The organism is Roseiconus nitratireducens (genome assembly GCF_008629675.1).
Taxonomy (GTDB): domain Bacteria; phylum Planctomycetota; class Planctomycetia; order Pirellulales; family Pirellulaceae; genus Stieleria; species Stieleria nitratireducens.
In genome coordinates this window covers 1-25,614 of sequence record NZ_VWOX01000033.1, presented here as the reverse complement: position 1 = coordinate 25,614, position 25,614 = coordinate 1, and the positions used below count along the sequence as shown (strand labels likewise).

The following is a 25,614-nucleotide window of genomic DNA, read 5'->3' as shown; positions in this document are numbered from 1 at the left end:
ATAATCATCGGGCTTGCGGAACATGGCGTTCAGAGTGTTCGATCCCCCGCCGCTCCAGCCCCAGATCCCGACGCGTGACAGGTCGATGAAGGGGCGGATGCGTCCCAACTCTTTTAAACCTGCGGCCTGGTCCTCCGACGAAAGTGGTCCCAGACTGCCAAAGATCGATCGCCGCCAGGCAGCTCCCTTCGGCGCCGGCGTGCCTCGGTTGTCGATCGAGACAACCACGTAACCAAGGTCGGCCACGACCCGAAGGAAATGACTCTGGCCGGCCCCCCACTTGTTCAGCACCGTCTGTAAATAGGGCTCGCCATAGACGTAGACAAAGACCGGGTACTTTTTCGTTTCATCGAACTCTCTCGGCTTGATCAGCCAGGAGTCCATCGCGACGCCGTCACCGATCTTCAGCTCGTTGAATTCCGTGGGGTGAGCAACGACTTCTTTGGCTCGCTCTTGTAGCGGCTCGTTGGCTTCAACCACCTTGATGACGCGATGATCGGCGATTTCGACCAGTTCCACGACGGGCGGTGAGTCAAAGGACGACCACGTGTGAAAGGCATACTTCGCATTTGGGGAGAAATCGTATTCGTGTGTGCCAGGTTGATTTTCGGGAGTGATGCGTTCTAACGTGCCGGAACCGTCCAGCGGCACGCGATGGAGATACTTCTCGGTGCCGTTGTGCGGTGAAGCGTAGAAGTAAAACCAGCCTCCTGCTTCGTCCACGACCGCTTTGTCGATGATGTCGTATTCCCCGGGCGTCAGCAGACCCCGTTCCGTGCCGTCGCGATCATAGAGAAACGCGTGACGCCATCCATCTTTCTCCGATAGCACAACAAACGCATTGCCGTCGCGGATCCAAGTGAGACCAAGAATGAGCTGCTGGCTGCCGACCGCCCAGGCGTCATTGGTTTCACCAAAGACACGCTTCATTTCTCCGTTGACCGATGCCAGAAAGATCTCACGCGTATTTCGAAAACGGCTCAAACGTTCGACCAGCAGTTCCTCTCCGGCCCATTCCATGCGCCCCAGGTAGAACCCTTCGGGCGGTGAATCGATGGAAAGCCAGCGGACGGCTTGTCCTTCGACATCGGCGATGCCAACCCGCAGTGACGGGATGGTTTCGCCGACTCGGGCAAATCGTTGCTTCCGAATTTCCGGGTACGACGGGTCGCTGGGAACCAGCATGGACCGTTGCTTCACGTCGGTTTCGTCGATTTCCGTGAACGCAATGAATCTTCCGTTGGGGCTCCAACTCGCATTGCGCAACGAGACGTCGCGATCTCCTTTTTGCTCGACCAGTTGGGTCTTCTCGTTTGTCTCCAGATCAACGACGGCAAGGTTTCCACCGTCCAGACGAAAGCGATGTTTGCCATCGGGAGAAACTTGATCTCTTCGGTTTCGGAGGGCGCCTTCCGGCGGCTTGCGATCGGTTGGTTCCCCGGTTTCCACGTTGAAGTGCAGTTTCACCTGCTCGCCCGTGCGTGACTCTTTCTGAACGACTGAGTAACCGCTGCTGTCGTCCCACCAAATCGCTTCGAACGGATTCGCTGAAAATTCGTCACGCTCGTAGACCGCTTTCAGCCGATCCTCCGTCCCGCTTTCCTCAAGCCTCTTCGAAGCTTCGTGCCCTTGGATGACTTTCGGTTTCACCGCTGCGAAAGCGGTGGTCAGGCAAAACAAAACCAAGGGAGATCTTGCCGCAGCAGAAAGTGAAAACATGGTGAGGCGTCTGAAAACGTGAATGCGGTATTTGAGCCAGACCTTGATCCGGAAAGGTCGCAGTGGAGCAATCGCCTGCTTCGCTGTCACCAAAGCGGTGAAGGACGGTTAATTCTGCCCCGTTTGTCTGCCGGCGTGTCAGCTGATTTCGATTTCAAAACCATTGCGGCGGTCGCGACGGATGAAGCTTTGGGCGCGCGCGTCGCCGATCACTTGCTCGGTTTCCGGATCCCACTCAATCTTGCGACCGAGCCGGGCCGCGATCCCGGCCAAATGACACGTCGACAACGCTCGGTGGTGGCTGTGAACGTCCGAGATCGGGTCCTTGCGGTCCTGGCACGCGACGAAAAAGTTTCGGAAGTGGTCGGTGAGTTCGCGTCCCTTGTAAACCGCTTCGAGGGCTCCATCGGGTAACGGATTCGACTCCAAGTCTTCCACGGGCGTGCCGGTCAGACGACCTCGATTGACGAAAATGCGTCCACCACTGCCTTCGAACAGGATCCCGTTGCCTTGGTCGTGCCGCAGCTCGATCTCTTTGCCGTCGGCAAACACCGCGCGGATCAAGAACTCCGTCGCCGTGTTGTAGCGAGAGGGATCGACCGGGTTACCCTCTCGAAACGGCACCGGATGCTTGACCATCACCGGATCAACCGAGACCGGCCCCGTCTGTGTCTTGCCAAGGCCCCAAGTCGCGATGTCACAGTGGTGGGCGCCCCAGTCGGTCAATTTGCCACCGGAGTATTCGTACCACCAGCGGAACTCGTAGTGACAGCGGGACCAGCTTTGCGTCTCGCCGTTATCGCCAGCCAGGTACCGAAACGGGACCTCGGGCGTCGGGCCTTGCCACAAGTTCCAGTCGAGAGATTTGGGAGGCTCGGTCACGGGAATCTCAGGGCTGGTCGGTCCGCCACCGATGCTGCAAGTGGCTTTGCGGACTTCGCCCAGGCGGCCGGCCTGGATCAATGCGATTGCGGTCAGGAAACCCTTGTCGCTCCGCTGTTGCGTCCCGATCTGGCAGATTCGGCCGGTCTGCTGGCACACCTTGCTCATCAGCTGACCTTCCTCAATCGTCAGCGTCATCGGCTTTTCGCAGTACACATCTTTGCCGGCCAGCATCGCTTCGATGGCAATCTTGGCATGCCAGTGATCGGGCGTGGAGATGTGCACGATGTCGATCTCCGGGTCATCGATCACCGAGCGGTAATCGGAGCTTGCCCGAGGCGATTCGCCCGTCCATTCCTTCGCGATGTCACTGGCCAAGCCGACGCGATAGGCATCGGCGTCGCAGACCGCGACATAGTCCCCGAGCTTTCTCATGTCGGGTGCCGAACCATAGCGGCTGTCCACTCCGGTCGCTTTCTGATACCAACGGCTGCCGGTGCCGATCGCGGCCATCCGGGGACGCTCGTTCGCACTGGTAAATCCAAAAGCTCGCTCGGTGCGACTGGCCAGCACCGCGGCCCCCGCCCATCCGAGAGTCGACTTCAGTGTTTGCCGGCGATTGAGAGCTGGTGCCATGGGAACCGTTTTGGGTCGGGGGAGCAATCAGAATTCACGCGATTCAAGCCTCCCAGGATAGCCGCTGAAAGAAGGCGATTCGACGGTCAGCCGGGGAATGCGGGAAGAGATTCGCTCACCGGTGATCGCGAATTTGCTCTGCCCCCCGGCGGCGATCGAGCCGGCATCTCTCAACCGTCGCCTTTCACTCCGTGAAAGTTGCGTTCAATTCGGCCTTTGTGAAGCCGAATCGAAACGTTGCAGAACGCCCGGGTAGATCATTCAAACGCCTTCAACGTTTCCAGTACGCAACGGGTGCGACTTTTCAGGTCGCCGCTTAGCTTCCGAAACAGGATGCCGCGATCCACGAGGTCCGCTTCGATTTGCTGCTGAAAGGATTCGCGGTGAACGTCACCGCTGCGATCCCAACTGTCTTCGTACGGAATGTCCGTTCCGCAGAGAAACCAGGCCTGATACCGCTCCCGGCATTGGGCGGCCATCTGCGCCACCGTCGGGTGGACCTCGCCGTGATAATAGAGTGAAAATTGATACGTCGTCGTTGCGTCCGTGTCGACAAACAGAAAACGGTTGGCGTCCAGAATCATTTGATCTTCCCTTTGTCGGTGTCCGACCGCAATCTCGGCAAGTTGCGAAAGCGAAAGACGACGCTCAACCTGATTCGCCTCCCAGTACTCGCGACCATACTCGGGGACCCAGGCGGTCGTCAGTTGCTCCGCCAGATGACGCGCCAGCGTTGTTTTGCCCGTTGACGGGGCACCGAGAAAAACCACCTTGGTAATCAGGTCTCGGTAAACAACGGGATTCAAGTGCTTTCGGTGCCGAAATGGATCGGAGCGAATCGCGGTTCCGGAGATTGGAACCCGTTTGCGGGCCTCGTCGATCCGGCAGTCGATCGCGCCCAGGGCCCGGCTGACGTGATCACCGTAAAATTCGCTGCTGTAAAAACGCGTGATGTTGCGCCCCTGCAGAAGTCGCTTCAAATAGCGATCGTGCAGTTGTGTGATTTCGGGGGTCTTGCCGACGACTGTTGGACCGTCTTTCGCAAGGATGACTTCAACATGGGGGTACAGGGTCTGAATCCAGCCGGCTCGCGTTTCGAGGGCGATCGGCGTGACTTCAGGAGCGTCGTAGACAACCACAATCACGTGATCGTTCTCTGCGATTGCCTGCTCGATGACGGACTGGTGGCCCTGGTGGAGCGGAGCGAACTTGCCGAGCGTTAGGCCGACGGTATTCATTCGTGCTCTCCGCCCCGCTGCAGTGCCAAGCGTTGGTTCCAGATCACCAATCCGATGCAGGCCAGCACCAGAAACGTGAGATAGAGAATCGCCGTCGCATTCAGGCCTTTGGTGAAATACACCCAGATCGCGACCACGTCGACGCAGATCCAGAATCCCCAATTCTGGACGTAGCGTCGGGCGAGCAAGAATTGCGCAAGCAGGCTGGCCACCGTCGTGAACGCGTCCGGATAAGGCAGTGAGGCATCAGTCCACCGCGACATCGACCAGCCCAACCCGAGTGTCCCCGCGGCCGTCACGAGGATCCAAGCTCCCAGCGCGCCGAACGTCAGCGTTTGGACGACCAGGGATTCACGGTTCGCCTCGGGCCGCGTCCATTGGTACCATCCATAAAACTGCAGGAACACATACACGACGTGCAGCAGCAGGTCGGAATAGAGCTTTGCGTCGTAGAAGACGACGATGAACAGCAAAACCTGAACCAGCCCCGTTGGCCAGCACCAGACACTGCGACGGATTGTCAGAACCACGCACAAGAAACCAAACACCGTCGCGGCAATTTCAATCCACGTCATCACGGTGCGCTATCGACAACCTTTCGGCTTGACTAAAAAGTGGCATCGCTGGCACCCGTCGTCCATCGACGATCAGGCGGAGTTGCGACCAGGGGTAATGGCACGGATTGTAAAAGATAAACGCCCGTGACGGAATTGACCGCGCACGGGCGTTTGTCCACGCTGCTGTGTGTCCGCCCCGCCGGTTGGCCCATGTTTCAACGGCATCGGCGGCGCGGATAGAGCCATTCCTATCGAAGCCGTTGGGGGCGAACCCTGGAGAGCTGCCAGAGAGCGCTTCAGGCGAATTCGCTGACAGCCTTCCTTTCGGTTGCCCAGGGCCAACCAGCCCCATTAGATCGCGAACGGTTCGGCTCGCGTCCATTCCTGGCTCTTGACGAAGGCACTGGTTGCCGGGAGTGATGCGTACACGATCTTTTCGCCTTCGCGGATCACTTGGCCGGTGAAGTGCTCCGAGGTTGCCGTGTCGATCGACACGTCAGCCACGGTTTCTTCGTGCTGCAGGTCCAACGGTTCGTCGAGTAGCTCGCGGACCGTGGATCGCGCTCGTTCATCTTCTTGCGAAGCGATCTCGGCAATCAACGATTCCAATTCCTCCAGCGATGCGATTTCAACCGGCAACGACAGACGTGGCGATCGTTCGGGTGGACGATCTCCGTTGGCCTTTGCGGCCTCAATCGCCAGCGATCCGTAGCACTCACGAATCAGGCTCGGCCAGATGCTCTGCCAATACGCGTGCGACGGAGCCCGCTCGATGCCCACGACACGGTCGTCGATCAGGACGATCGCACCAATCTGCCGCGGAACACACTCGAACTCAGCGACGAACTCATCCAGCTCCTTCTTGAATGCCTGCAAGAAGTACTCGAGGTGACCTTGGCTGGTCACGCCGAAACGCTGGTTGAACACCGAAATGTCTTCCCACAGTTTCTGGTAGTTCTTCTCGCCTCGCTTTCGCAGGGCATGCTCGCGCAACGCGTGCGGCAGAATCAACATTCGGTACGAACCCTTCTTGATGAATCCGCCTTGCGATGCCTGGATGCAGGCCGCCGTGTTGTATCGACGATCGCCCGCAGCGGCGACCACGCCGGCGTGGGCCATCGCGTGGTCCTGTGCGTGCTGCTTCACGACGTAGCCCGCGTGGCACGGAACGATCATCACCGAATCGCTCGGGTTACGGAATCCGAGCGTCCCGTAGCGGGTCGTGTACACGTCCGCGTCGCACTGGACCGGTGACACAAACCGATCGTCGTTCAAATCGCTGACCAGCGGAATGACCTGCATGTAGCCGACACTTTGCAGCCGACCGGCCTCGCAGCCGCGCAGGACCTCGCGCACTTCGATGCGCAGACTCGTGTTCTTCTTTCTCTTGCGGAACATTCTCAAAGTTCTCCTGACGATTCACCGAACTGCCCGGCGTCCGATGGTCAATCGGACGCCGGGACACTCGATGGACTTATGCCGCCGGCAAGTAGCCTGCGACCTTGGTCATTCCAAACAGAGCCGCGACGCCACGGTCGACGTCGGACTCAATCAATGCCTTCAGCAATCCAAATCCGATCGCCTCCGGCTTGCTGACCGGCATCGCAATCACCGAATCGCTCAACGTGCGAACGCCCTGCGACTCGGCTGCGAAGACCGGCGTGAACTGGTGAATCGGCGTTTGGATGCCGATTCGACGGACGGCCGCGACCGTTTCACCGAATCGCCCGGACGGCGCGTTTTCATATCCGTCCGAAAGAACGAACACGACGTCCGGTTCCGCCTTCAACAATTGAACCAGTCCCGCCGCCAGCGACGTGTCGCCCGACGGCTCGACCAATTCGTAGCTTTCCGTGGCTCGGCCATCCGCTGTGATTGCCACCGCGTGATCAGCGGTCGTTGACAACAAGTCGCGCAGCGCAAGCGCCGTGGCGATCGGGCGAAGAGCCTGTGTGTCGTGACCCATCATCGATTGCGATGCGTCGATCAAAACACCGACTCGCTCGAACCGTACCGGCAGGCGCGCGGCAGCCGCTTCCGCCTTGTCCCGAAGCGTTTGACGGATGGCATCCGTCATCCCCATCTCGAAAGCGTAAACGTACAGTCGCACCGCGTCGTACCGCGCCGGATCAAACTTGACCTCAACACCTGACTGCTCGGCCTTGCGCTGAACGGCGATTCTTTGGCCAGTCGTCAGCTGAGACTTCGTCAGTTCCAGGACTTCGCCGCTTGTTCGATCCTTGTGGAATCGGCTGCGCAGGCCTTCCATCGTTTCCGGTGGCAGGACGGCTCCGCGGTCAAAGTCCGACTTCGCATCTCGGTACGCAGCCAAACGATCCAGCGTGACGTCGTTTTCCTCACCAAGGACGAACCGGACGCATTGCTCGACGCGATCGACCGCATGATCTCGAACGAATCGATTCACGTTCTGACGAACGATCTTTGATTCCTTCTCCGTCCGATCACCTGGCGACTTCGCCAACACGTTGCGCAGGATGCTTGCCATTCGGCGACCCCACGCGTGCGTCAACGCGACGCGCAGCTTTTCCCGGTACTTGACTGCCCAGAACTCTAGGCCGTCGGCACCCAGTATTTCGCTCAGGATCAATCGTCGCGTTCGCGCGTTGTTGACGCGGTCGCGACGAAGCATTCCAAACAACTTCAACATCCGCTGCGTTGGCAGTCCGCGAACCAGACACGTGATCGCCACTGCCTCGAACTCCGCGGGCAGGATGCCGCCATCGCGAGTCGCCTGCAACAATCGACGCACACCGATTTGTCGGCTGTAGTCCGTCACGCCCGGCAGCATCAGGGCTGCGGTGTAGACGTCCCGATCGATGTCGAACAGGTCTCGATGTGCCGCTTCGACCGCCGCGGCTTGTTCTTCGCGCGAGTTGTAGAACGTTCCGCGGCCGGTCGCCGTGGCAACCGAGTCGAGGAAGGACCCAAACGCAAGCGGCAGCAATTCACGCTGCGTTTCGGTCAGGACGAACGCTTGCTTGCGATCGTCGACTTGCGTTGCGATCAGATTCTGCATGGTCTCCTCGAAGTTCGAAGTGAAATGGGTGAAGTGTGAAAGTCGGAAGATTGCTTCCAACCTTGAACGGTTTGATGAAGAATTGCGGGGCAGGATCCTCGCTGGATCGCGGTACTTTCAAACAAAAAGGCCGTGATTCTCAGTGCAATGAGCGGCAAGGCGCTAGCCGCCGGTCGATACGAGGCAACCCGCGGCTAGCGCCACGCGGCTCACGCAATAGGGCGCTGTCCAGCTGGTCAAAATCTTTCAAAAGGCTTCAAGCCTTTCGCGTTGGCAACACGCACTGAATTGACGAGAAAGTTCCGGGCAACGTGGTTCCGAGGAACCATGAATGAGATTCGAGGTAGGTGGCCAGTCATGTTTCAAGCACGGGACTCGAACCCGTTACACTCAGATCCATAATCTGATGCTCTAACCAAATGAGCTAGCTGTAATGACGTGCTAGTCCTCGAATCAGAAACGCCGGTGGGAATCGAACCCACTTCGACCGGGTTGCAACCGGTTGCCTGGCCATCTGGCTCCAGCGTTAAGATCGTTGCGAGTCTTTCCCGATCAGCCCTTGAGCAGGAGGTGACTCGTGCGGTTCTGGGGTAGTAGACGCCAATCACTTACGAAGGTTCGCGAACATTTTTTAGGGATTAAGTTGATGCGTGGGTCGGCGGCATCGTTCCGTCTTCCACGAGCAAGCTTTCCACGATCCGATAGGTTTGTCCGAGTGACCGACTGGACAGCGCCACTTTCGATCGAAAACACCGTGATTTGCCGTGCAATGAGCGGTAAGGCGCTAGCCGCCGGTCGAGGCGGGAAAACCCGCGGCTAGCGCGACGCGGCTGACTGAATGTTGCGCTGTCTAGCGAGACTCTTAGAAGCTATGCTTACTAAGCCGTGACCCGCGAAAGGCGGTCGATCCGAAACTTGAATCCCGCCTTGAGTTTCGATGGCACTCCTCGCTCCGGTGCAGTTCTGTTCGATTGCAATCGTCCACGGCAATCGCGGTTTCTCGAAATTCTCCGCCATGTTCAACTTTCCGAGGCGATCGCCGGAGAAAAGCTACTCATGAGTCAATCATCGGTCTGGTTGGAGCTGCAGCAAGTCGAAGCTCGCCTCTGCACAGTGGCCGCGGAGCAGCTTGGGGTCTCTGCCGATGAGGTCAAGCCGGAAAGCCGGTTCATCGAAGACCTCAACTGTGACAGCCTGGACCTGATCGAACTGATCATGGAAACGGAAGATGAGTTCGGCATCACGATTCCAGAAACACCCAGCACTCCGGTCGGAAAGCTGATCTTCACACGTCAGCCGTTCAGGATCCGCGATCTGGCCGAATTTGCCTTTCTCAATCAGGGGACCGGTTCGCCGGTTCGGGGTGGTTGGCGAAAAAAGCCGATCGAGTTGCCGCCCGCCACCGAGTCCGGGTTCACGCAACTCGGCGGCAAGGTCGATGCCAGCGTGTTGAGGCAAGCCGGGTTGCACGAGCGTCTTGATGGATGCGGGGAGTTCCCGTGCTATCGCCGCACAACCGACGGAATGGTCTGTGTCCAGGTTCCGGCGAGCAGTGTCGAAATTGGGTGCGACGACTCGCTGGCAAATGAAGACGAAAAGCCGAGACATCAAACAACTTTGTCTTCGTTTCTCATGGACGTCGAACCCGTTTCAGTAACGGCGTTCTGTCGGTTTCTCAATTCAATTGAGATCGGACCGGATGAACTTCGGAACTCGATTGCGCTCCCGGCGAACGATGACCGACAGGCGGATCGACAATTTGAAACCTGCGGTGGAACCTGGCAGCCGCGCCCGGGCGCGGCAATGCAGCCGGTGATCCTGGTTTCGTGGAACGCGGCCGACGCCTATTCCCGCTGGGCAAACGGAGTCGATTGGCGTGAACGGGACCAGAGCTTTCTGCCCACCGAGGCCCAGTGGGAATGTGCCGCCGACGGTGCCTTCGATGAGAAGGAGTTGGTGTACGCCGGAATCCACCAGCGCGGCCAAGCGTACCAGTCAGAAGGTTTGCCGATGCCGCGCGTTCAGCAACCCTATGGTCAGTCACGATTTGGGCTCCGGCACATGAGCGGAACGATTTGGCATTGGTGTCGCGATTGGTACTCGCCCGACTTCTATCGCAGCGCGGACGCTACCCAGCTGGATCCGATTGCCAACATCCCAACCGGTCTTCGCAGCGAACGGGGCGGCAGCTGGGTCGGACCGATTGAGCTTTGTCGCCCCAGTTACCGCCGAGGACGCAATCCGGAGGCTTGCGGACGATGCCTTGGTTTTCGTTGCGTTGGATCACCGCCAGCCCGATAGCCCTCGCTATTCAACCCGATCACGACGGAGTTGGCTGCTGAATCGTCGCGGCATGTCTTCGACTCACGAGATCCGCACCCAGTCGGCGTCTGCATTCAGGTCTGCGAATTCAAAAGCGTACTCAGGGTCTCGGAACTCATAATCGACGCTGTTCTTGTACGCGGTGATGTCGATGGCCGGCGGGAAGACGATCTCCCAAAAGATGTACGGCGTCAGGCAAATGAGAATCAGACCCAACGCGACCCATTTCCGCAGGGCATGAGCAACAAAGTCATCCACATGAGGCCACACAAAAGTCATGAACATTCCCGCGACCAGCAGCGTCAGCAGTAAGCCGCCGACGCGTTGGGCACGGATCAGCCGCGCGCACTTTTTGCAGGCCGGGGCGCGAGTCGTGAAGCCCCAGCCAAAAATCCAAAAGACCGCGGTCCACCATCCGATGGTATGCGTCCAAAGTCGCATCTTCCTGCCCTGGTGGTCGCCGCCGCAACGGACGCAGCGCGCCGGGTAACGGGCGTGATGTCGCCGTGGAAGATTGATATCGGTGCTAAATGCCATGGCATCTCGAGTCGAACGATAGGAATCTTAGGAATCAGCGGGGTCGCGGGGACGGAGAGAACGCGAACGCGGCTAGGGCAATCGCCTGCCGCCCCACGCAAGTTCATCACGGCGTCAAAAACTTGACCCCACTTCTCCCACCGTGGAGAATACACGTTGCCTCAGTTTAATCGTACAGCAGGAGGCCTGTGGCCACCGTCGCGTCAAGGTAGGGTCGCGTATTGTACCAACGGTGTTCCGCCGGACCCAACCGTCTCCGGCTCACAAATCCTTCGTCGGGCTTAACGCGCAGCGGTTCATCCATAATCCGTCCTTTTGAATATGGCTGGACCCGTTCGAAATTCGCAGTCCCCATCGAGTCGCCGCCGCTGGCCGCGATTCGGTTTGCGGTTCTTGCTCTTGGCTTTCACGGTCATCGGCATTTGGTTTGCCTACGTTTCGAGTCGGGCGCGCTCGCAAAAGGCAGCGATTGACGAAGTCACGCGACTTGGTGGTTTCCTTGGATTTGACTACCACTTCGATGCAAGCATGCGATGGAGGAATGACCCAAAACTTCCAGCGCCCGTGTGGCTGATTGATCTGCTCGGCGAAGATTGCGCAAGATCCGTTTGGATTGTGAATTTTGACGAGGGGTCTGATCCAACGAACGATGATTTGAAGGTCGTTGAACGATTCACCAGACTGAAGCAATTGACGCTGATGAATCGCAAGAAGATCAGCGATGAAGGGCTACGTCATGTTGCCGGACTGACCGAGCTTGAAGTGCTTGCGATCAGCGGTACGAACGTGACTGGAGAAGGTCTGTCGAACCTCCGAAACTGCACGAAACTGAAGGGGTTGCCCATGAATGGGACACCCCTGAACAATCTCGGGCTTTCGCATGTTTCGCATCTGAAAAACCTTGAGTGGTTGCAACTCAGTGGGACCCAGATCACAGATGAGGGCTTGCGTCACCTATCGGGACTTTCCAACTTGGAGAGCCTTGAGCTGGCTGATACGGCCGTGACCGATCAAGGGCTCAGGCATCTATCCAAGTTGACATCTCTAAAGAAATTGCTGTTGCGGGGCACGCAGACGACCGACGAAGGCCGTGCCTGGCTGCAAGCAGAGCTTCCGAACTGCAGCATAGCTGATTGAAGCCAGTGACCGATTCAAGGAGGCCAAGCCACGCCTGACGACCGATCTATTCCATCCAGCTCTGTCAGTATTCGTATCTCGGAAAACTAATTCACCCTCCCGCTCGCGGGAGGGTCGCGGAGGAGCATGCGACGACGCGGGGAGGGTTTTCACCACGTCAGGGAATACTCCTGCCGTCGGCACAAGCCGACGGAAACGGATGCCCAAGTCACCACCAATGGCGAAGCGGCGACAGCAGCACCGCATCGAAAAGTGAGGTAATCCTCCGCTCGCTGGCGCTTGGATGTCCAGCCAGTCGTTCAGGCAATATGATCGGTAGAAGATAATCGAAGAACCTGTGCACGGAGTCCGGCAAGATGGACAAGTTCGAGTTTCATATCAAGATTCCCATCCATCCGAGAGCAAAGTTTGGTTTGAAAGCACTGCTGCTTGGGACCCTGCTCGTCGGAATCGGATTCGGTGCGTACAAGTATGGAAAAGAACGCGGCCGTCGCGCTGGCTATTCGCAAGGATATGAGAGTGGTTGGTCGGACTCGCAGAGGTCGAAGCTGACCAAGCGACAGTATCCCGTATCCGATTTGGTCATCGCGGGACCGGGAACCCCTGCAGATTTTGGGTCGCTGATCAGCGACATACAGAATGCCGTTGATCAAACCTCCTGGGGTGCCAAGGGCGGCCCCGCCGAAATCTCGCCTTACCCGCAGAGCCTGTCGATTGTCGTCCATCAGACTCAACGAGGTCACGAAGCACTGGAGCTGTTCCTTGCTAAACGTCGCGCAGCGAAGGTGTTGGAAGCTCCGTGATGCCAAATCGAACGATGCCATGCCCACGAAAAACGATCAGCGTGTTGATTACCAATCGTCGCCTTTCACTCCGTGAAAGTTGCGTGCATTCCCGCTGTTGTTTCGGACCTTCCGCTGTTGCGGGGCAGGGGAGTAATTGCAGAACGCTCGGCCGGAAAGCCGACGGGTTGCTAGACTATGCTTTGCCTGAAAGGCCTGTCGTCGGCTCGATGGCGTTTGGCGTCTGATCAGCATCAACCAACACTCGCGAATTGGATCATTGCAAGCTCCCTTTCGCATTCTCCCGAGAGCGACTTTGGGCAACGCGAGAGAACCTGGGAAAAGGCACCGCGTGCGATTCTCCATCCGGCTGATGCTGCTCCTCACTGGCTTTTGTGCCGTGGGACTTGCCGTCTGGATCCGTCAGTCGCGGGTGCGAGCCGTGGTGAATCGGTTACAGCAGCAGGGCGCCCAGATCAAGTTCAAAATGGGCGGTCCCGACTGGTTTCATCAGTCCACGCACCACTTCTTTGACACCGTGGTCATGGTCGATGCCAGTCGATGTGACCTGGCTCCGGGAGACCTCGAAGACATCGAAAAACTTCATGGTTTGAAGCGTCTCTACCTGACTCGAACGGACATCAGTGACGATGACGTCGTGTCGCTCTCTGGTTGCGAACACTTGCAGCGGCTTTCGCTGTACGGGTGCCGCAATTTGTCAAAACGATGCATTGAACCTCTTGCCCAGTTAACGCACCTGCAAGTTCTGGATCTGCATGACACGCGAATCCCCCCAGCCGCTCTGGCTGGGCTCGGGAAGTTGCCCAACCTGACGCAACTCGTTTTCTCGCCCCGCTTCTACCAGCCGCCGGAAGATGCGTTTCATCAAGACGCGTTCGCTCCACTCGAGTCGGTTCCCGATTTGCAGCCAGTGGGCAAGTGCTTTCTGTATGGCTTCAGTGCCGATCAAGTTGACCGTTTCCTCGGCGGCGACCTGTCCCGCGTTGCTGAGTTGATTTTTCGGGAATGCGACTACTCTGATCAATCGCTCGCTCGTTTGGGATCGGAACACTTGTCTTCGATCGATTTGCAACTGGAAGACATCGACTCGCGGCAGCTGGAATTGATTGATGGACGAAACATCCAGCAAGCAGACATCAGCGGGGCGAAGGACAGCGTCAGCTTGGAGCAGTTCGCGAGTTGGCTTCCCGAGGGTGTCCAGGTTGCATTTTTGGGCGAAGACAATGCAAGTTTTCACTATGGCAGCACAGGCCGATGGCGATTTCGCCTCCATGACGAGGACCCCGCGTTGACCGAACACGCGCTCAACGCGCTTGTCGAAAAGGGGTTGGTAAGATTGGTTTTGGGGGGCAGCGACCACGTCCAGGCGAATCTGGAAAGTGTCATCCGCGTCAATCCGGCGATTCGAGTCAGGCTGCACGCCGAAGGCATCCGGTGGCCGCAATTGGCCAGAGCGACGCGGTTGCGCTGGCTGGACATCCTGAGTTGCGAGGATGCGGGGTTGCAGTTCGATCGAATGATGGAATTGGAAGGCCTGACGATTCGATTTGCGCGTTCCGTCCAGACAACACGTGAGACCTATGCCCAGATTGCGAAGCTGGAGCACCTGCGAAGTCTCCACGTTCAGACCGCCAACCCAGTGGGGTTGCAGGAAGTGCAACCGCTGGCCGAACTGTCAAAACTGAACAAGCTTCGCATTGAAAACGCCGACGCGGAAGCTCGCGCCTTCTTGGATTCGATCGTCAATCGGAATCAATAAAGAATCTGCAGCACGACCTGGATCCGCCTTGAATGGTCGAGAACGCGGCGCCCACGCCACCCGGCCTCAGGCACGCAGCGGCCAGGAGAAGCCGTGAGCCAAAAGCGGCAGACCGGAAACGCGAAGCAAGAATAAAAATGGCGCCCGGCCAAGCTTCAAATCGACCGACCGAAGCAATCGATCAAGCGGACGGTTTGAATCAGGATCAATCCGTTGACAACGACTCCAAGAATGCCAAACTTCACGCCAGGATCCGTAATGCCTATGATACGAAGGGCAATATCGAGCCCGCGTGGCAGTAGAGCGGCACGCAACGAAGGATCCCACTCTCGGCTAGCTCACACGCTCGGCTAGCTCAAGCGGGTACCCGAATCAGCAGGGCTTCATGTTGGGGCGGAAGGCAGAACCAGGTCTGGCGTTGAGCCGGACGTCGAGGACGTCCAGGAATCGGCTTTGCTTGGCGCTGCCTATGCGAATCGAACCGGGGGCGAGTTGATTGAGTTGCGCGTCGTCCGCCTTGCCTGACTGTGGAGGCCTCTGGTGATTGGCAAAACGTTTCATGAAATCTCTCAACCGAATTCGACCGAGCGGAAGCAAGGTAAATCATGAGTACGGCGATTGAACGGTTTTTAAGCTATGCGGTTCAGCCTGGTGCCCAATGGCAAGGCGGGGTATTTGATTTCGCTGAGATCGTCGGCGGGCCACTTGCTGACACTCCGATGGCAGAGGCGAAAGTCGCTCTTTGGGTTTCGTGTGAACTCGAAATCGTCCAAGGAAAACCCTCGATCGAGGGGACGTCGTTTGAATTGTTGATCAGCGAATTGCTCGAGCTTCTGGAAACGAACCATTTGGGATATCGCCCCGCCTTGATCTCCGTGACGAACAAGGACTTGGCGATGCAGTTGAAAGAACGGTTGTCCGGTTCTGGCACGGAGGTGACGTGGGACGCTGAACCAGAATTCTGGTGTGAGGTCAGGGATGACATGGCGAACCATTTTTCGGAATTTGCCGCGGCTTCGTTGGCCCCTTCATTGGCAAGCTCTGGTTGCAGCGGATCACAGATTCGGGCTTTCTCTGAAGCGGCTGCAGCCTTCTATCAGGCTCGGCCTTGGCGATTTCTCGATGACACCGATTTGCTCAAAATCCAGACGCCCAAACCACCGAAATACCTCAAGCACGCAACGGTGCTAGGTGCCGGCGGGCGTGAATTCGGGCTCGGGTTTTATGATTCCGCCGAGACGCATTGGGGCATGCGAGCGCAACGCTTGGATATGGGATCGTTGGCGGTGTTCAGTCTGACGTTCAGTCCGATCAGCGAAGCAATCGAAGAAGATGTCGCGTACTGGAACGATCACAATCTTCCGCTCGCAACCGGCGACGCGTTCCCCCAGTTCCTGTTTTACTCTCGGGAAGAGACTCGGGCTCCAAAGCCGAAGGAACTCGAATTCCTGACCATTGTTTTGGCTGCCTTAGCCGAGACGTCTGAAGAAGAAATGGACTCAGGCGAATGGTCCAAGCAGGTCGCTATTCAGGGCAAAAACCGGCGTTGCAAGATTTCGATCCCGGATCTGCTCGAGCCGCCCGCCCGAACGGAATGGATCGATCGGGGGTTGATGCCAGACCAGAGGGGCAACGAAAGGCATTTCCGGTTGATCCAATCTGTCATGGCTCAGAACAAGGGAATGGATGTGGACCAGCTCAATGAGCTGCTCAATACTCAATACACCGGTTCGATCGATGATTTCGACTACCCATCGGCAACTCCGTTCGATCGCGCCGAGAATCTTTATTATGCCGCGATCGATACGTACGGACGACGCAGGATTCAACTTGCCCGTCAGGCATTGCAGGAAGACCCCTCGCACATCGAGGCGAACGTGTTGCTGGCCGATTCCACTCACGACGCAGCCCAGCGAATCGATCGGTTCACGTCCGCGGTGGAGCTTGCAGAATCCGATTGCGACGATCTGCTGAAATCCGAAGTCGGTCGTTTCTGGGAGATCAGTAAAACACGACCTCTGATCCGAGCCAAGCATGGCCTTGCCATTTCGCTGGCTTCAGACGGTCAAGCAAACGAAGCGATTTCGGAGATGCTTGACATTCTGCGTCTGAACCAGAACGACAACCTGGGGGTCCGATACGAGGTGATCCCCTTGCTGCTGCGTCAAAACCGAGAACAGGAGGCAAGCGACGTTCTGAATCAGTATCCCGAGGAATCGGGTCCTTGGCTCTACTTGAAGGCACAAGTCGAATATCGGGCCAAAGGTCCAAACAGTCCTAACGCGCAAAGAGCGATGGCCAACGCCTTCAAGTTCAACCCGCATGTCGTCGAACTCTTGATGGACGAAACACCTCCGATGGCGGCAGAACAATACACGCTGGGGAGCCCAGAAGAAGCCGCCATGGTGATCGAGGACCAGCAGGAGTCTTGGATGGAAACAGATGGCTTTGTCGAATGGATGTTCGCCCGATTCGCGGTTTGGCAACGAGAATTGTTGCAGCGAAAACGCCGTGCGAGCAATGCGAAACGAAAGAAACGCACAAAGTAGTTCTCCAGGAATTGGCTACGGCCTTCGACGGCTCCGTCGGTTGCAGCGGAGCATCGCGCAAACGCGACGGACGCGTCGAGCGATCATTGACTCAAAATCAGGTCAACTCTTATCAAAGAGCCGGTTGAAGCAAAACGACATGACGACCAGTCGCAAAGCGACGACAGCCCCCTGCCGTCGGCGCAAGCCGACGGAAATGGCTTCCCCCATGAACCACCAGCCGCAAAGCGGCGACAGAAACACCGCATCACCGAGAAAACGGGCAATCGCGCACCGGTGGAGGCAAGGAATGACAAAACAAGCAATCGATCAAAAGGCGGCAATCATGATTGTCATCGAGCATTTCGGCGACATTCCGCCCGGCACCCGATGTTCCGCCGTGTTATTCGACGCGGAGAAAATTCGCCGCGAGAAAGAATTCCATGCGAAGTTGTACAGCAAGAACGGCATCCAGGATCCGGAGACCATTCGAGCGATGGTGGCCGAGAACGTGCCTGACGAACCCTATTGGTTGGTCTCACTCGAGTTTGGGGACGCTGCTTCGGGAGAGACCACGCGCCTGCACCGAGTGGACGACCGAACCGGAAAGGTCGTCGCCGAACCGGCGTAGACGCTGGAAAGACCGGCGATCAGCGGTGGTGGGCTTCAAGGGGAGCGTTTCTGAGGTGAGAGAGACTTGATGGATTCCGCTTTGATTGATTTGACGGACCGAGGGGCTCGGTTCACGTTCCTCGGCGAGCCTTTTCGAAGCCGTCAAAGGATTCCGAACGAGGACATTGTGGAGATCGACTTCAGCCAAATCGAGATCACCGACGCGGACGTCGAGGCACTACTGCCACTGACGAATCTTGAAGGGATCAGTTTTTGGAACACGGGGATTTCCGATCACGCGATGGAACGAATCAGCCAACTTCGTCAACTCACTCGACTCAACCTGTGCGGAACGCAAGTGACCGACGCGTCGGTCTCCATTCTCGTCGGAATGGCTCTGGACTACATCGACGTGGCGAACACCAAGTTGACGACGGGCGGAGTCGAAGCACTTCGGGAAGGCCTGCCCCACGCCGAGATTCTCGCCTAGCAGCGATCGTCGCCTTTCACTCCGTGAAAGTTGCGTTCACCCGCACAACTTTTGCGGAGCAGAACGCGACGCTGTTCAACGCGACCGAGTATAGAACAGCCACATGGATTGTTGATCACGCCAACTGGGCAGCGCACTTTCAATCAAAAGTACCGTGATTTGCAGTGCAATGAGCGGCAAGGCGCTAGCCGCCGGTGGATGCGAAAGTGCCCGCGGCTACCGTCAAGCGGCTCACGCATAGTAACGCTATTCAGCTAATCAGGGCGGACGTGCAGTCAGCCATCGTCTCGTCGAGAATCGCGTGGACGTTGATGGCCGCGGTCATCGCGGTCGCTTTGATTCAGTTGCCGGCAGGAATCCCCAAGCACGATGGTGGTTCCAAGCATCAATCGTTGTTACTTTTTCGCCTGTTGAGGGTGTTCCAGGAGGTAGCCGAATGTCCGAGTATCAGTGGATTGAGTTTCGTGCGGTCGACGCGCCGCTTGATGATGCGGCGTTGGACTTCATGCACGAGCAATCGACGCGAGCCCAAATTGATCGATGGAAATTCACCAACGAATACCATTTTGGCGAATTTCGCGGCGATGCCAATGAGATGATGCGTCGAGGTTATGATGTCCACGTCCATTACGCCAACTACGGTGTTCGCCGAATGATTGCGTCGGGATCGACCTGGGATCGATCCCGACGGTTCAGGCGGCGACCCGCCGGCGGAGTGAAGATTGCAGACAACAAAATGAACCGATGGATTGCAAATTGCAAGATGAACATTGCAAATTGGCTATTGATCAGCGCGACTGCGAGGTCGGACAGCGAGTGTTGCTTTGCCGGTATGCGAATCGGCGAGTTTCTAGATTCGCTGAAATCAGACTCGGAATGGTTGGTCGCTATTGCGGAACCGTAGAAGAGCAGCAGGCGTTTTCAACGCAACCGCTAGGTATCTGCGACCGGGAAACTAGCAGAGGCCGTATTTGTCGCCCGATTTCGTAAACAGCTTTCGAGGCGATGCGGCCTTTGACTGATTCTCGACGCAATGCTTGTTCAGTTGCGCACGCAAAATGGCGAAGGGGTCTTTGGCTTTGAACTCGTAAAGCTGCTTGGAATTGATCGAATCGTAGATTTCCTTCGCCGTCATAGGAGCTTTATTCGCTTCGAGCACCGTCACCACTACGTCTGCAATCGATTCTCGCGCCATCAGGATTTTGCCTCACAGGTTAATGCGACGAGGTCGCCAATATTCTTAATCTTGTTTGGAGTCGCCAAGTAACTGATACCGCGGTGAAGGTGCAAGCGAAACTGCCCTGCAGCAACCTCGTCGTCAGGATCCAGTCCATCTTGCACGCAGCGTTCTCGCACCAAAGCCGCGTACAACTCGTAGTTGTCGCCACCGAACGTCTCCCAGGTCATCTCGACGTTGCTGTCGGCCGGAATCTCGACGGGGGTTGGAGGCGTTGGCTCTTTCAGTGAGACACACAAGGCCCAGCGACAAAGGACGTTCCAGTTCTGAATGCCAGTTCGAGTCTTCAGCCTGATCAGCTGGTCGCGTGCCTGAGAAGAAAGTCGTATCTGTTTTAAAAACATCGATTAATTGCTCCCCGCGCCGACTGCTTCTGCTTCCCAAAAGTACCCTTCGGTAGCTTCGGTAAACTGCTTCTTCTCGTCGTAGTCGAGATGGTAGGCGTGCGAGAGGTGGGGTGAGAGCGATTCGTAGTATTCTTGGTCTACTTCTGTGTCCGTCGACAAGATGATGACTTGGTGGCTGGCATTCGGGAAGTACCGCTCCACAAGGTGATTGCGGTGTGTCGCGTCGAGTCGAGCCATCGGCGTGTCGATGATGGATGGAAGCGGGCGAGCGGATGCTCGTGCCAATCCCCAGAGCACAGAGACAGCGAAGATTTGTTTCTCGCCCTCGGACAATCGTTCTTTGGGAATCGAAGTCCCATCCGCCGCGAGCAGTGAAATCGAAAACGTCTCCGGATCAATTTGAACCGACTCGACCAGAGTTTTCTTGCGAAGCAGGAACCGAAACGACACCGAAACGTACGAGGAGAGTCGATCGATCTTTGCCGCCGAGGCCCGCGAGAGAAATTGTTTCATGATCTCCTGCGTCTTGCTAGCAAGCTCGGCCATACGTGCCGATTCCTCAACCTTGAAAACCTCGTCTTTGAGCAGGCGACTTCGCATGGAATCAAGTGACTTTTGCGCGGACTCCATTTCCGCCTTTGCACGATCTAGTTCCTTCTGTAACTTCCAAACTTGATCCTCGAGAGCCCCCGCTTCCTTCGCCTTCTCGGTCAGAGTCTCGGCAACTCCTTTGATTGCATCTTCTTCTGGCGTCGCGGCTATGGATCTAGACACAGCCTCCGCATCATGGATGGTTGCGTACTCTTCGCGTCGGCTTCTACGAAACAGCTGATAGAGCGAATCCTCCGTTGCTGGACAGGAAGGAACTCATGATTGATGCGGACGACGATCGCCGCGGAAAGTTTGAGCGGTTGACGCGTCAAGAAGTGAAGCATGGTCTTCTTCACGAGGGTGAAGATTTTCTGACTCGAGAAGTGTGGAAGGCCAATCTTCAGATTCTCGGCTTTGAACATCGTGGGCACCGCTTAGTTCGGCACGCCCCCAAGAAAACTCCAATACCAGTTCTGCCGCGACGGTGCCCAAAGCACGGTGTCGGAAAAAGAATCGGTAGGGCGATGTACGTTCATCGAAACTTCGAGCACGTACTGGGAGATTCAATGATCGAAGCAAGAGTTTTACTGCCGCGAGGATTCGAGTACACGGTGGTTAAGCACAATGAAACGAACGGAAACTATAGTTTCATTCACTGCCCAGACTTTGACATATCGCCTGAGCCCGCGACTGGTAACTATGCCGTAGTGAAAACCGATGGGATTGTACAGCTTCGACCTACTTTGGCTGATCCGTTTATTTACCACCATAAGTGGCTCTTCGTTGACGATGCATATCAAGGATTCGACGTCGAAGAGAGCATGGCGCGATCGTCCGAATGGATGGCTTTGCCTGACGTGGACAAATCACTCATCGGTCGAGCAAGCTATTGGAATAAAGAAGTGGTCCCACGACTCAATCAAATAACCGCTGAAAGCTGGCTTCGCAGTGAGGAGGTCCGCAAACGTTTTGGATGGACGACTTGCGAGCTTGCTCATCAACGAGACGCAGGGAACATTCCCTTCAAAAAAGTCGGCAACGCGTTCCTCTATCGCATCGATGACGAGAATGCCTCCAAATGAAGATTTGGTATATCTCGGATACGCACAACGAACATTCTGAGCTGCAAGTACACGATGTCGACTTGGTCATCCATTGCGGAGACGAAGCGACGCATGGCAATGCATGGATGAATGAACCCGAATCCAGGCGGTTTTTCGATTGGACTCTATGCTTGACATCCCTAGCAGAGTCTTTGTTCCAGGCAATCATTCAACCGCGATTGAGCAGGGGCTGATCCGAGCGGAAGACTACCCAGCGGTTCACTTTCTGATCCATGAACAGATGGAGTGGAATGGATTGAAGATCTTCCGGTAACCTTACACGCCACGGTTTCGTGATTGGGTTTACATGAAGAAGCGTGGCAAGCTGGATATGGTTTGGCTGCCCATTCCCGACGACATCGACATTCTAATCACGCATGGTCCGCCGAAGGGTGTCCTCGACCTGACGCACGACATCGAGTCACACGCGATTGTTCAAGTCGGCTGTGCCGCCCTTCGCCGGCATGTCGACGAACGAATCCAGCCACGAATTCACGCGTTCGGCCATCTGCATGACGAGAAAGGAATCAGCAACTACGGAATGTTCACCCGTGGTACGACACAGTTCATCAACTGCGCATGTTGCGATCCTGCCGGCAAGCTCAAGAACAACGGTTTTGTCGTTGAGGTTTAACCAGATGATCGGTGTTCGATGGCTGAGTCAGCGCGAGAATAATCTAATGATCTCCCCAACCTTCGCGAATCTGTCCGCCGGTGACGAAGCCAACGATCGACGCATGATTGTTTGAAGGTTTGTGCTGTTTTGGGATTTGGTATCGGTGCTGAAATGCCGGCGACCGATTGTTTCTATCAGGATTTCGGCCGCACCGTTGCCAGCGTTAGGTGGTGTACCATAGAGGTACCAGTGGATAAGTCCGCCGATGGCGTAGATGTCGGTTTTGGGGCTGATGTTGCCGAAGGCGGGGTCGATCTGCTCGGGGGCGGCGTAGCCGAGGGTTCCGCCGAGAATTGGTGAGGTCGCTCCGACGGATGCTTGGGAGAAACCGAAGTCCGTAATCGTGACTCGGTCGTGATTGTCCATGAGAATGTTTGCGGGCGTGAGGTCGCCGTGAATCACTCCCGCATTGTGGACCGCCTGCAGGGCTTCGCAGATTTGCAGTAGCCACTGCGTGAATCGCTTCTTGCTGACTCGTTCGCTGGGACGGTCGATCGTGTGCATTGGTCGGCCGTCGATCCATTCGCTCAGAACGTATGGGCCGCCATGCGGTGACTCGCCGTATCCGAGGTAGCGGATGACACCAGGGTGATTGATGCAGGATGCCGCGTTGATTTCCCGAATGAACGACTCGCGAGCCTCATCGTTTTGCCAGAATGCTTTTCGGAGGAATTTTACTGCGATGGTGCGTCCATCGGATTGCATGCTCGCGCGATAAACTTTGCCGAAGCCTCCGCTGCCGATCAGTTTTCCAAGCACGAATTGGTTGTAGTTGACTCGCGACAACGTAGTGGACGAGGCGACGAGTCGCTGCTTATCCGGATTGCCAGAGAGAGGATTCTTCACCTCATCCACCGCGGGTGAAAGCAACTTGCGGACCCGTGAGATTCGCCTTCTTACGGTTCGCTCGTCGATCCCCATCGATTTGGCAATCTCCTGTTGCGTCAGGCCGGCGAGCAAGGCTTCGACGACTGAGAAATGATCGGCCGGAAGTTCTGTTTTTAGTTGGTCCAATAACTCGTCCGCGTCGGAGTCGTCCGCCGGAAGAGTCTTGGCTTGGTCTACTGCCTGATCGAGAGGAACTCGAGTTTGGTCGCCACCTCGCTTTGACGCTGAATGACGCTCAATTGATCGCGCAAGCTTTCGACGGGCGAACGTTGCCAGCAAACGCCAGAGCGAAACGCTATGGCTGACCTGGATGCGACTGTGCCGGGCAGCGTCGAAGAAGCTTCCCATTGCGGATTGCATGACTGCGTCGGGGTCGACTTGCGAGCGATACCGGCTGCTCAGGCGGCTTGCAACCAGAGTCACGAGCCGGAATGCGTACCGGTCAAAAAGGACTTCGGCTGCCTGCTCGTTTCCGCTTTTCCACTGGCGCAGCAGCCAACCGTCCGGCCGATCCGTGATCGATTCGGATTCTTGGAAATCTTTTTCGTTGTCGCTGTCCGGTTCCAAACGCCGTTTCTCACTTCCTCGGTAGTGGATCTTGTCAAAGATCCCTTTCGGATGAGGGATTCGTCGCCTCGTTTACAGCCTAAAGCCTAACCCCTAAGGACTTCTACATGACAATGGTGGTTACTCAACCCTGCATCGGTTGCAAAGACAAGGCCTGCTTGGTGGTTTGCCCGGTCGAATGCTTTCACGAAGACGAGACGATGGTCTACATCGACCCCGATGAATGCATCGATTGTGGTGCTTGCGTTCCAGAATGCCCAACCGAAGCGATTTTCCACAAAGACGACGTTCCCGAGCAATGGCGTCGTCGGTTCATTGAACTGAACGCGAGGAAGGTCAAGGTATGCCCGCCAGCGGAGTGAGGATTGCAAATTGCAAAATGGACATTGCAAATTGGTTATTGGGCGAGAGGGCCAGCTCGGCATCGCGCGATCGGCGCTATTGTTCCATGTCGCTGAGCTGCAGATTCAATGCGCCTACCGACATTCGGATTTCGACCAATGAGATGGCCAGGGATCCGACCATCAGGACGAGACTGAAAGCAAAGATGATCTTGCCGAGCAAAATCAGCCCCGCAAACAACGCCCCCATGCAGACGGTGCAGGAGAGCAGGCTGGCGACTCCCAAGGTTTGCATGTCTCGAATCAGGTTGACCCGCCGACGTAAGTTGGCAATCTGAGCGGCTGCCACGGGGTCCGGTGACTTTTGATACGCTCCGTGCAAGGTGCGGATGACGGTCGCCAGCGCAAGAAATCGGTTGGTGTACGCAAGCAAAAGCAGAGAGATGGTCGAAAAAAGCAACGCAGGAGTCGTCAGATCAATGTTCATCGCGGTGGGCAACCGTTTCTGGTCTGGTGTATTCAAGATTCAGTGAAATGAACCGGTGAATTGCAAATTGCAAAATGAACATTGCAAATTGGTTATTGATGAAGGCACACCACCGAGTCGCTTGGTGGTGATCGTTGCATTGCGACGGTGCCTGTTTCGATGTTGAATCTGGCCTTTGGTGTCATCCACCGCCAATTTGCAATTTGCAATCACGCCCCCCCTTATCCGAGCAGTTTGCGCATCGCGGATGCGACGCCGAGGGTGACTTCGGTCATCCTGGGATAGTCGAGCGTGTCTGGTGTGTCGGTGACTTGGTGGTAGTTCGGGTTTCGCAAGAAGCTGGTGTCGGTGAGCATCAGGGCGGGATAGCCCTGGTCCCAAAACGAGCTGTTGTCGCTCAGGCGGATCTCGTGGATCTTCTCGGGTAGGCAGATGGAGAACAGGGGCATCCGTCGCGTGCCGCGTTTGAATCCTCGCCGAAATCTCCAGCACAACTTCCAGGATGGAATATTGCCCACGGCTGCCAGAAAGTTGCCTCGTTGTGGGAAGAATCGGTGCATCCATTTGGGGATGCCTGGTGGAACGGTCTGCGAGCCTTTCGTGAGACTGTAGTAACCGACCATCTCCAGGCACAGCATTCCGACGATGTTGTCGCCGCACTGTCGTGAAAGGCGGGCGTGGTGCTGACTGCCCATCGAATCCATGTTGAAGTACGGCGGCTCCTCGCAAGCGAATGCGACGAACCGGGCGGTTCGCTTTCCGCTGTGCTCGCGCAGCAAGCGGCTGACTTCGATCAGCACCGCAACGGCCGACGCGTTGTCATCGGCACCGGGGGTGCTGAAGACAGTGTCGTAGTGGGCGCCAAGCAAAACGATTTCATCAGGGCGTTTGGTGCCGGGGCACTCGACAATCAGATTGGTCGCCTCATCGCCCATGGCGTCGTAGCATTCCCGCGAATGACGGTATCCCATCTCGGACCACTGGCCTTCGATGTAGCCGATCGTGGCCTGAATCGTTTTCGGCTTGCTCAAGGTGCGCGGACCGATCAGTCCCGCAAGCCGATCGACATGCAGTCGTAGATTCTTCTCGATCGTGTCGCGGTCGATTGGCATCGTTCGAA

The 25,614-nt window shown here is 56.7% G+C and carries 25 protein-coding genes and 1 tRNA gene; 11 read left to right on the top strand and 15 right to left on the bottom strand.

Annotation, left to right across the window (positions count from 1 at the left end; all coding sequences use genetic code 11):
• The 7 genes from FYK55_RS27845 to FYK55_RS27815 form a co-directional block, all read right to left on the bottom strand.
• Positions 1–1,719: S9 family peptidase (locus FYK55_RS27845; protein WP_150079890.1), on the bottom strand; the 1,719-nt coding region annotated here is incomplete at its 3' end.
• Between the two features lie 138 nt (positions 1,720–1,857).
• On the bottom strand, positions 1,858–3,237 hold the full coding sequence (locus FYK55_RS27840) for a Gfo/Idh/MocA family protein (RefSeq protein ID WP_150079889.1): 1,380 nt from the start codon (positions 3,235–3,237) through the stop codon (positions 1,858–1,860).
• A gap of 257 nt (positions 3,238–3,494) precedes the next feature.
• Positions 3,495–4,475 carry an AAA family ATPase gene (locus FYK55_RS27835; protein WP_150079888.1) on the bottom strand — a complete coding sequence of 327 codons (981 nt, stop codon included), beginning with the start codon at positions 4,473–4,475 and terminating at the stop codon, positions 3,495–3,497.
• Positions 4,472–5,050 (bottom strand): nicotinamide riboside transporter PnuC, encoded by a 579-nt coding sequence (gene pnuC, locus FYK55_RS27830; RefSeq protein ID WP_150079887.1) that lies wholly within the window; start codon positions 5,048–5,050, stop codon positions 4,472–4,474. Before pnuC ends, FYK55_RS27835 begins: the two co-directional genes overlap by 4 nt.
• 333 nt (positions 5,051–5,383) lie before the next feature.
• A complete protein-coding gene (locus FYK55_RS27825) occupies positions 5,384–6,430 on the bottom strand; it encodes an ARPP-1 family domain-containing protein (RefSeq protein ID WP_150079886.1) in 1,047 nt (348 codons plus the stop codon).
• Between the two features lie 76 nt (positions 6,431–6,506).
• On the bottom strand, positions 6,507–8,069 hold the full coding sequence (locus tag FYK55_RS27820; RefSeq protein WP_150079885.1) for a VWA domain-containing protein: 1,563 nt from the start codon (positions 8,067–8,069) through the stop codon (positions 6,507–6,509).
• Between the two features lie 457 nt (positions 8,070–8,526).
• Positions 8,527–8,597, bottom strand: a tRNA-Cys gene (locus tag FYK55_RS27815).
• A 528-nt stretch (positions 8,598–9,125) separates the two neighbouring features.
• Here FYK55_RS27815 and FYK55_RS27810 point away from each other — a divergent pair.
• Positions 9,126–10,370 (top strand): SUMF1/EgtB/PvdO family nonheme iron enzyme, encoded by a 1,245-nt coding sequence (locus FYK55_RS27810; protein ID WP_150079884.1) that lies wholly within the window; start codon positions 9,126–9,128, stop codon positions 10,368–10,370.
• A gap of 63 nt (positions 10,371–10,433) precedes the next feature.
• Here FYK55_RS27810 and FYK55_RS27805 read toward each other — a convergent pair whose 3' ends face one another.
• On the bottom strand, positions 10,434–10,928 hold the full coding sequence (locus FYK55_RS27805; RefSeq protein WP_150079883.1) for a hypothetical protein: 495 nt from the start codon (positions 10,926–10,928) through the stop codon (positions 10,434–10,436).
• Positions 10,929–11,327: 399 nt separating this feature from the next.
• Between FYK55_RS27805 and FYK55_RS27800 the strand changes: the two genes are divergently transcribed.
• The 3 genes from FYK55_RS27800 to FYK55_RS27790 all read left to right on the top strand — a co-directional run bounded on the left by FYK55_RS27800 (position 11,328) and on the right by FYK55_RS27790 (position 14,627).
• On the top strand, positions 11,328–12,065 hold the full coding sequence (locus tag FYK55_RS27800) for a leucine-rich repeat domain-containing protein (RefSeq protein ID WP_161604798.1): 738 nt from the start codon (positions 11,328–11,330) through the stop codon (positions 12,063–12,065).
• A 356-nt stretch (positions 12,066–12,421) separates the two neighbouring features.
• Positions 12,422–12,868 (top strand): hypothetical protein, encoded by a 447-nt coding sequence (locus FYK55_RS27795; RefSeq protein WP_150079881.1) that lies wholly within the window; start codon positions 12,422–12,424, stop codon positions 12,866–12,868.
• Positions 12,869–13,220: 352 nt separating this feature from the next.
• On the top strand, positions 13,221–14,627 hold the full coding sequence (locus FYK55_RS27790) for a leucine-rich repeat domain-containing protein (protein WP_150079880.1): 1,407 nt from the start codon (positions 13,221–13,223) through the stop codon (positions 14,625–14,627).
• Positions 14,628–14,999: 372 nt separating this feature from the next.
• Here the strand turns inward: FYK55_RS27790 and FYK55_RS27785 are convergent, their stop codons facing one another.
• Entirely contained in the window at positions 15,000–15,188 is a 189-nt protein-coding gene (locus tag FYK55_RS27785; RefSeq protein ID WP_150079879.1) for a hypothetical protein, read from the bottom strand.
• Between the two features lie 44 nt (positions 15,189–15,232).
• On the opposite strand from FYK55_RS27785, the gene FYK55_RS27780 reads away from it, so the two are divergent.
• From FYK55_RS27780 to FYK55_RS27765, 4 genes are all read left to right on the top strand, one after another.
• The gene (locus FYK55_RS27780) at positions 15,233–17,176 is read left to right on the top strand and encodes a tetratricopeptide repeat protein (protein WP_150079878.1); all 1,944 of its coding nucleotides are present in this window, start codon (positions 15,233–15,235) and stop codon (positions 17,174–17,176) included.
• 289 nt (positions 17,177–17,465) lie between these two features.
• Positions 17,466–17,786, top strand: a complete 321-nt coding sequence (locus FYK55_RS27775) for a hypothetical protein (protein ID WP_150079877.1) — start codon at positions 17,466–17,468, stop codon at positions 17,784–17,786.
• Between the two features lie 69 nt (positions 17,787–17,855).
• Complete coding sequence (locus FYK55_RS27770) at positions 17,856–18,257, top strand: hypothetical protein (protein ID WP_150079876.1); 402 nt, start codon at positions 17,856–17,858, stop codon at positions 18,255–18,257.
• A 436-nt stretch (positions 18,258–18,693) separates the two neighbouring features.
• Positions 18,694–19,161 carry a hypothetical protein gene (locus FYK55_RS27765; protein ID WP_150079875.1) on the top strand — a complete coding sequence of 156 codons (468 nt, stop codon included), beginning with the start codon at positions 18,694–18,696 and terminating at the stop codon, positions 19,159–19,161.
• 51 nt (positions 19,162–19,212) lie between these two features.
• Here FYK55_RS27765 and FYK55_RS27760 read toward each other — a convergent pair whose 3' ends face one another.
• Genes FYK55_RS27760 through dndD form a run of 3 tightly spaced genes read right to left on the bottom strand, consistent with a single transcriptional unit; the run spans position 19,213 to position 20,633 of the window.
• Entirely contained in the window at positions 19,213–19,452 is a 240-nt protein-coding gene (locus tag FYK55_RS27760) for an HTH domain-containing protein (protein WP_150079874.1), read from the bottom strand.
• The gene (gene dndE / locus FYK55_RS27755; RefSeq protein WP_150079873.1) at positions 19,452–19,838 is read right to left on the bottom strand and encodes a DNA sulfur modification protein DndE; all 387 of its coding nucleotides are present in this window, start codon (positions 19,836–19,838) and stop codon (positions 19,452–19,454) included. The genes FYK55_RS27760 and dndE overlap by 1 nt, the downstream gene beginning before the upstream one ends.
• A gap of 3 nt (positions 19,839–19,841) precedes the next feature.
• A complete protein-coding gene (dndD, locus tag FYK55_RS27750) occupies positions 19,842–20,633 on the bottom strand; it encodes a DNA sulfur modification protein DndD (protein ID WP_261344973.1) in 792 nt (263 codons plus the stop codon).
• Between the two features lie 77 nt (positions 20,634–20,710).
• Here dndD and FYK55_RS27745 point away from each other — a divergent pair, with 77 nt between their 5' ends.
• Both FYK55_RS27745 and FYK55_RS27740 read left to right on the top strand, forming a co-directional pair.
• Positions 20,711–21,514 (top strand): hypothetical protein, encoded by an 804-nt coding sequence (locus tag FYK55_RS27745; RefSeq protein ID WP_150079871.1) that lies wholly within the window; start codon positions 20,711–20,713, stop codon positions 21,512–21,514.
• Positions 21,515–21,842: 328 nt separating this feature from the next.
• Entirely contained in the window at positions 21,843–22,169 is a 327-nt protein-coding gene (locus FYK55_RS27740) for a hypothetical protein (RefSeq protein ID WP_150079870.1), read from the top strand.
• A gap of 27 nt (positions 22,170–22,196) precedes the next feature.
• Here the strand turns inward: FYK55_RS27740 and FYK55_RS27735 are convergent, their stop codons facing one another.
• Positions 22,197–23,666, bottom strand: coding sequence for a protein kinase domain-containing protein (locus tag FYK55_RS27735; RefSeq protein WP_150079869.1), 1,470 nt, complete (start codon positions 23,664–23,666; stop codon positions 22,197–22,199).
• A gap of 107 nt (positions 23,667–23,773) precedes the next feature.
• Between FYK55_RS27735 and FYK55_RS27730 the strand changes: the two genes are divergently transcribed.
• Complete coding sequence (locus FYK55_RS27730; RefSeq protein ID WP_150079868.1) at positions 23,774–24,028, top strand: indolepyruvate ferredoxin oxidoreductase subunit alpha; 255 nt, start codon at positions 23,774–23,776, stop codon at positions 24,026–24,028.
• Between the two features lie 76 nt (positions 24,029–24,104).
• Here the strand turns inward: FYK55_RS27730 and FYK55_RS27725 are convergent, their stop codons facing one another.
• Together FYK55_RS27725 and FYK55_RS27720 are read right to left on the bottom strand one after the other, a co-directional pair.
• A complete protein-coding gene (locus tag FYK55_RS27725) occupies positions 24,105–24,530 on the bottom strand; it encodes a DUF2721 domain-containing protein (RefSeq protein ID WP_235909030.1) in 426 nt (141 codons plus the stop codon).
• 185 nt (positions 24,531–24,715) lie between these two features.
• Entirely contained in the window at positions 24,716–25,606 is an 891-nt protein-coding gene (locus FYK55_RS27720) for a M28 family peptidase (RefSeq protein WP_150079867.1), read from the bottom strand.
• Between the last annotated feature and the right edge of the window lie 8 nt (positions 25,607–25,614).

Bases quoted from the DNA above. Each gene is read 5' to 3' on its own strand.
- FYK55_RS27745 (WP_150079871.1), top strand. From the start codon at position 20,711: ATGATTGATGCGGACGACGATCGCCGCGGAAAGTTTGAGCGGTTGACG.
- FYK55_RS27730 (WP_150079868.1), top strand. From the start codon at position 23,774: ATGACAATGGTGGTTACTCAACCCTGCATCGGTTGCAAAGACAAGGCC.
- FYK55_RS27810 (WP_150079884.1), top strand. From the start codon at position 9,126: ATGAGTCAATCATCGGTCTGGTTGGAGCTGCAGCAAGTCGAAGCTCGC.
- FYK55_RS27770 (WP_150079876.1), top strand. From the start codon at position 17,856: ATGGATTCCGCTTTGATTGATTTGACGGACCGAGGGGCTCGGTTCACG.
- FYK55_RS27780 (WP_150079878.1), top strand. From the start codon at position 15,233: ATGAGTACGGCGATTGAACGGTTTTTAAGCTATGCGGTTCAGCCTGGT.
- FYK55_RS27740 (WP_150079870.1), top strand. From the start codon at position 21,843: ATGAAGAAGCGTGGCAAGCTGGATATGGTTTGGCTGCCCATTCCCGAC.
- FYK55_RS27795 (WP_150079881.1), top strand. From the start codon at position 12,422: ATGGACAAGTTCGAGTTTCATATCAAGATTCCCATCCATCCGAGAGCA.
- dndE (WP_150079873.1), bottom strand. From the start codon at position 19,838: ATGTTTTTAAAACAGATACGACTTTCTTCTCAGGCACGCGACCAGCTG.
- FYK55_RS27775 (WP_150079877.1), top strand. From the start codon at position 17,466: ATGACAAAACAAGCAATCGATCAAAAGGCGGCAATCATGATTGTCATC.
- FYK55_RS27840 (WP_150079889.1), bottom strand. From the start codon at position 3,237: ATGGCACCAGCTCTCAATCGCCGGCAAACACTGAAGTCGACTCTCGGA.
- FYK55_RS27835 (WP_150079888.1), bottom strand. From the start codon at position 4,475: ATGAATACCGTCGGCCTAACGCTCGGCAAGTTCGCTCCGCTCCACCAG.
- pnuC (WP_150079887.1), bottom strand. From the start codon at position 5,050: ATGACGTGGATTGAAATTGCCGCGACGGTGTTTGGTTTCTTGTGCGTG.
- FYK55_RS27760 (WP_150079874.1), bottom strand. From the start codon at position 19,452: ATGGCGCGAGAATCGATTGCAGACGTAGTGGTGACGGTGCTCGAAGCG.
- FYK55_RS27790 (WP_150079880.1), top strand. From the start codon at position 13,221: ATGCTGCTCCTCACTGGCTTTTGTGCCGTGGGACTTGCCGTCTGGATC.
- FYK55_RS27825 (WP_150079886.1), bottom strand. From the start codon at position 6,430: ATGTTCCGCAAGAGAAAGAAGAACACGAGTCTGCGCATCGAAGTGCGC.
- FYK55_RS27765 (WP_150079875.1), top strand. From the start codon at position 18,694: ATGTCCGAGTATCAGTGGATTGAGTTTCGTGCGGTCGACGCGCCGCTT.
- FYK55_RS27820 (WP_150079885.1), bottom strand. From the start codon at position 8,069: ATGCAGAATCTGATCGCAACGCAAGTCGACGATCGCAAGCAAGCGTTC.
- FYK55_RS27720 (WP_150079867.1), bottom strand. From the start codon at position 25,606: ATGCCAATCGACCGCGACACGATCGAGAAGAATCTACGACTGCATGTC.
- FYK55_RS27805 (WP_150079883.1), bottom strand. From the start codon at position 10,928: ATGGCATTTAGCACCGATATCAATCTTCCACGGCGACATCACGCCCGT.
- FYK55_RS27785 (WP_150079879.1), bottom strand. From the start codon at position 15,188: ATGAAACGTTTTGCCAATCACCAGAGGCCTCCACAGTCAGGCAAGGCG.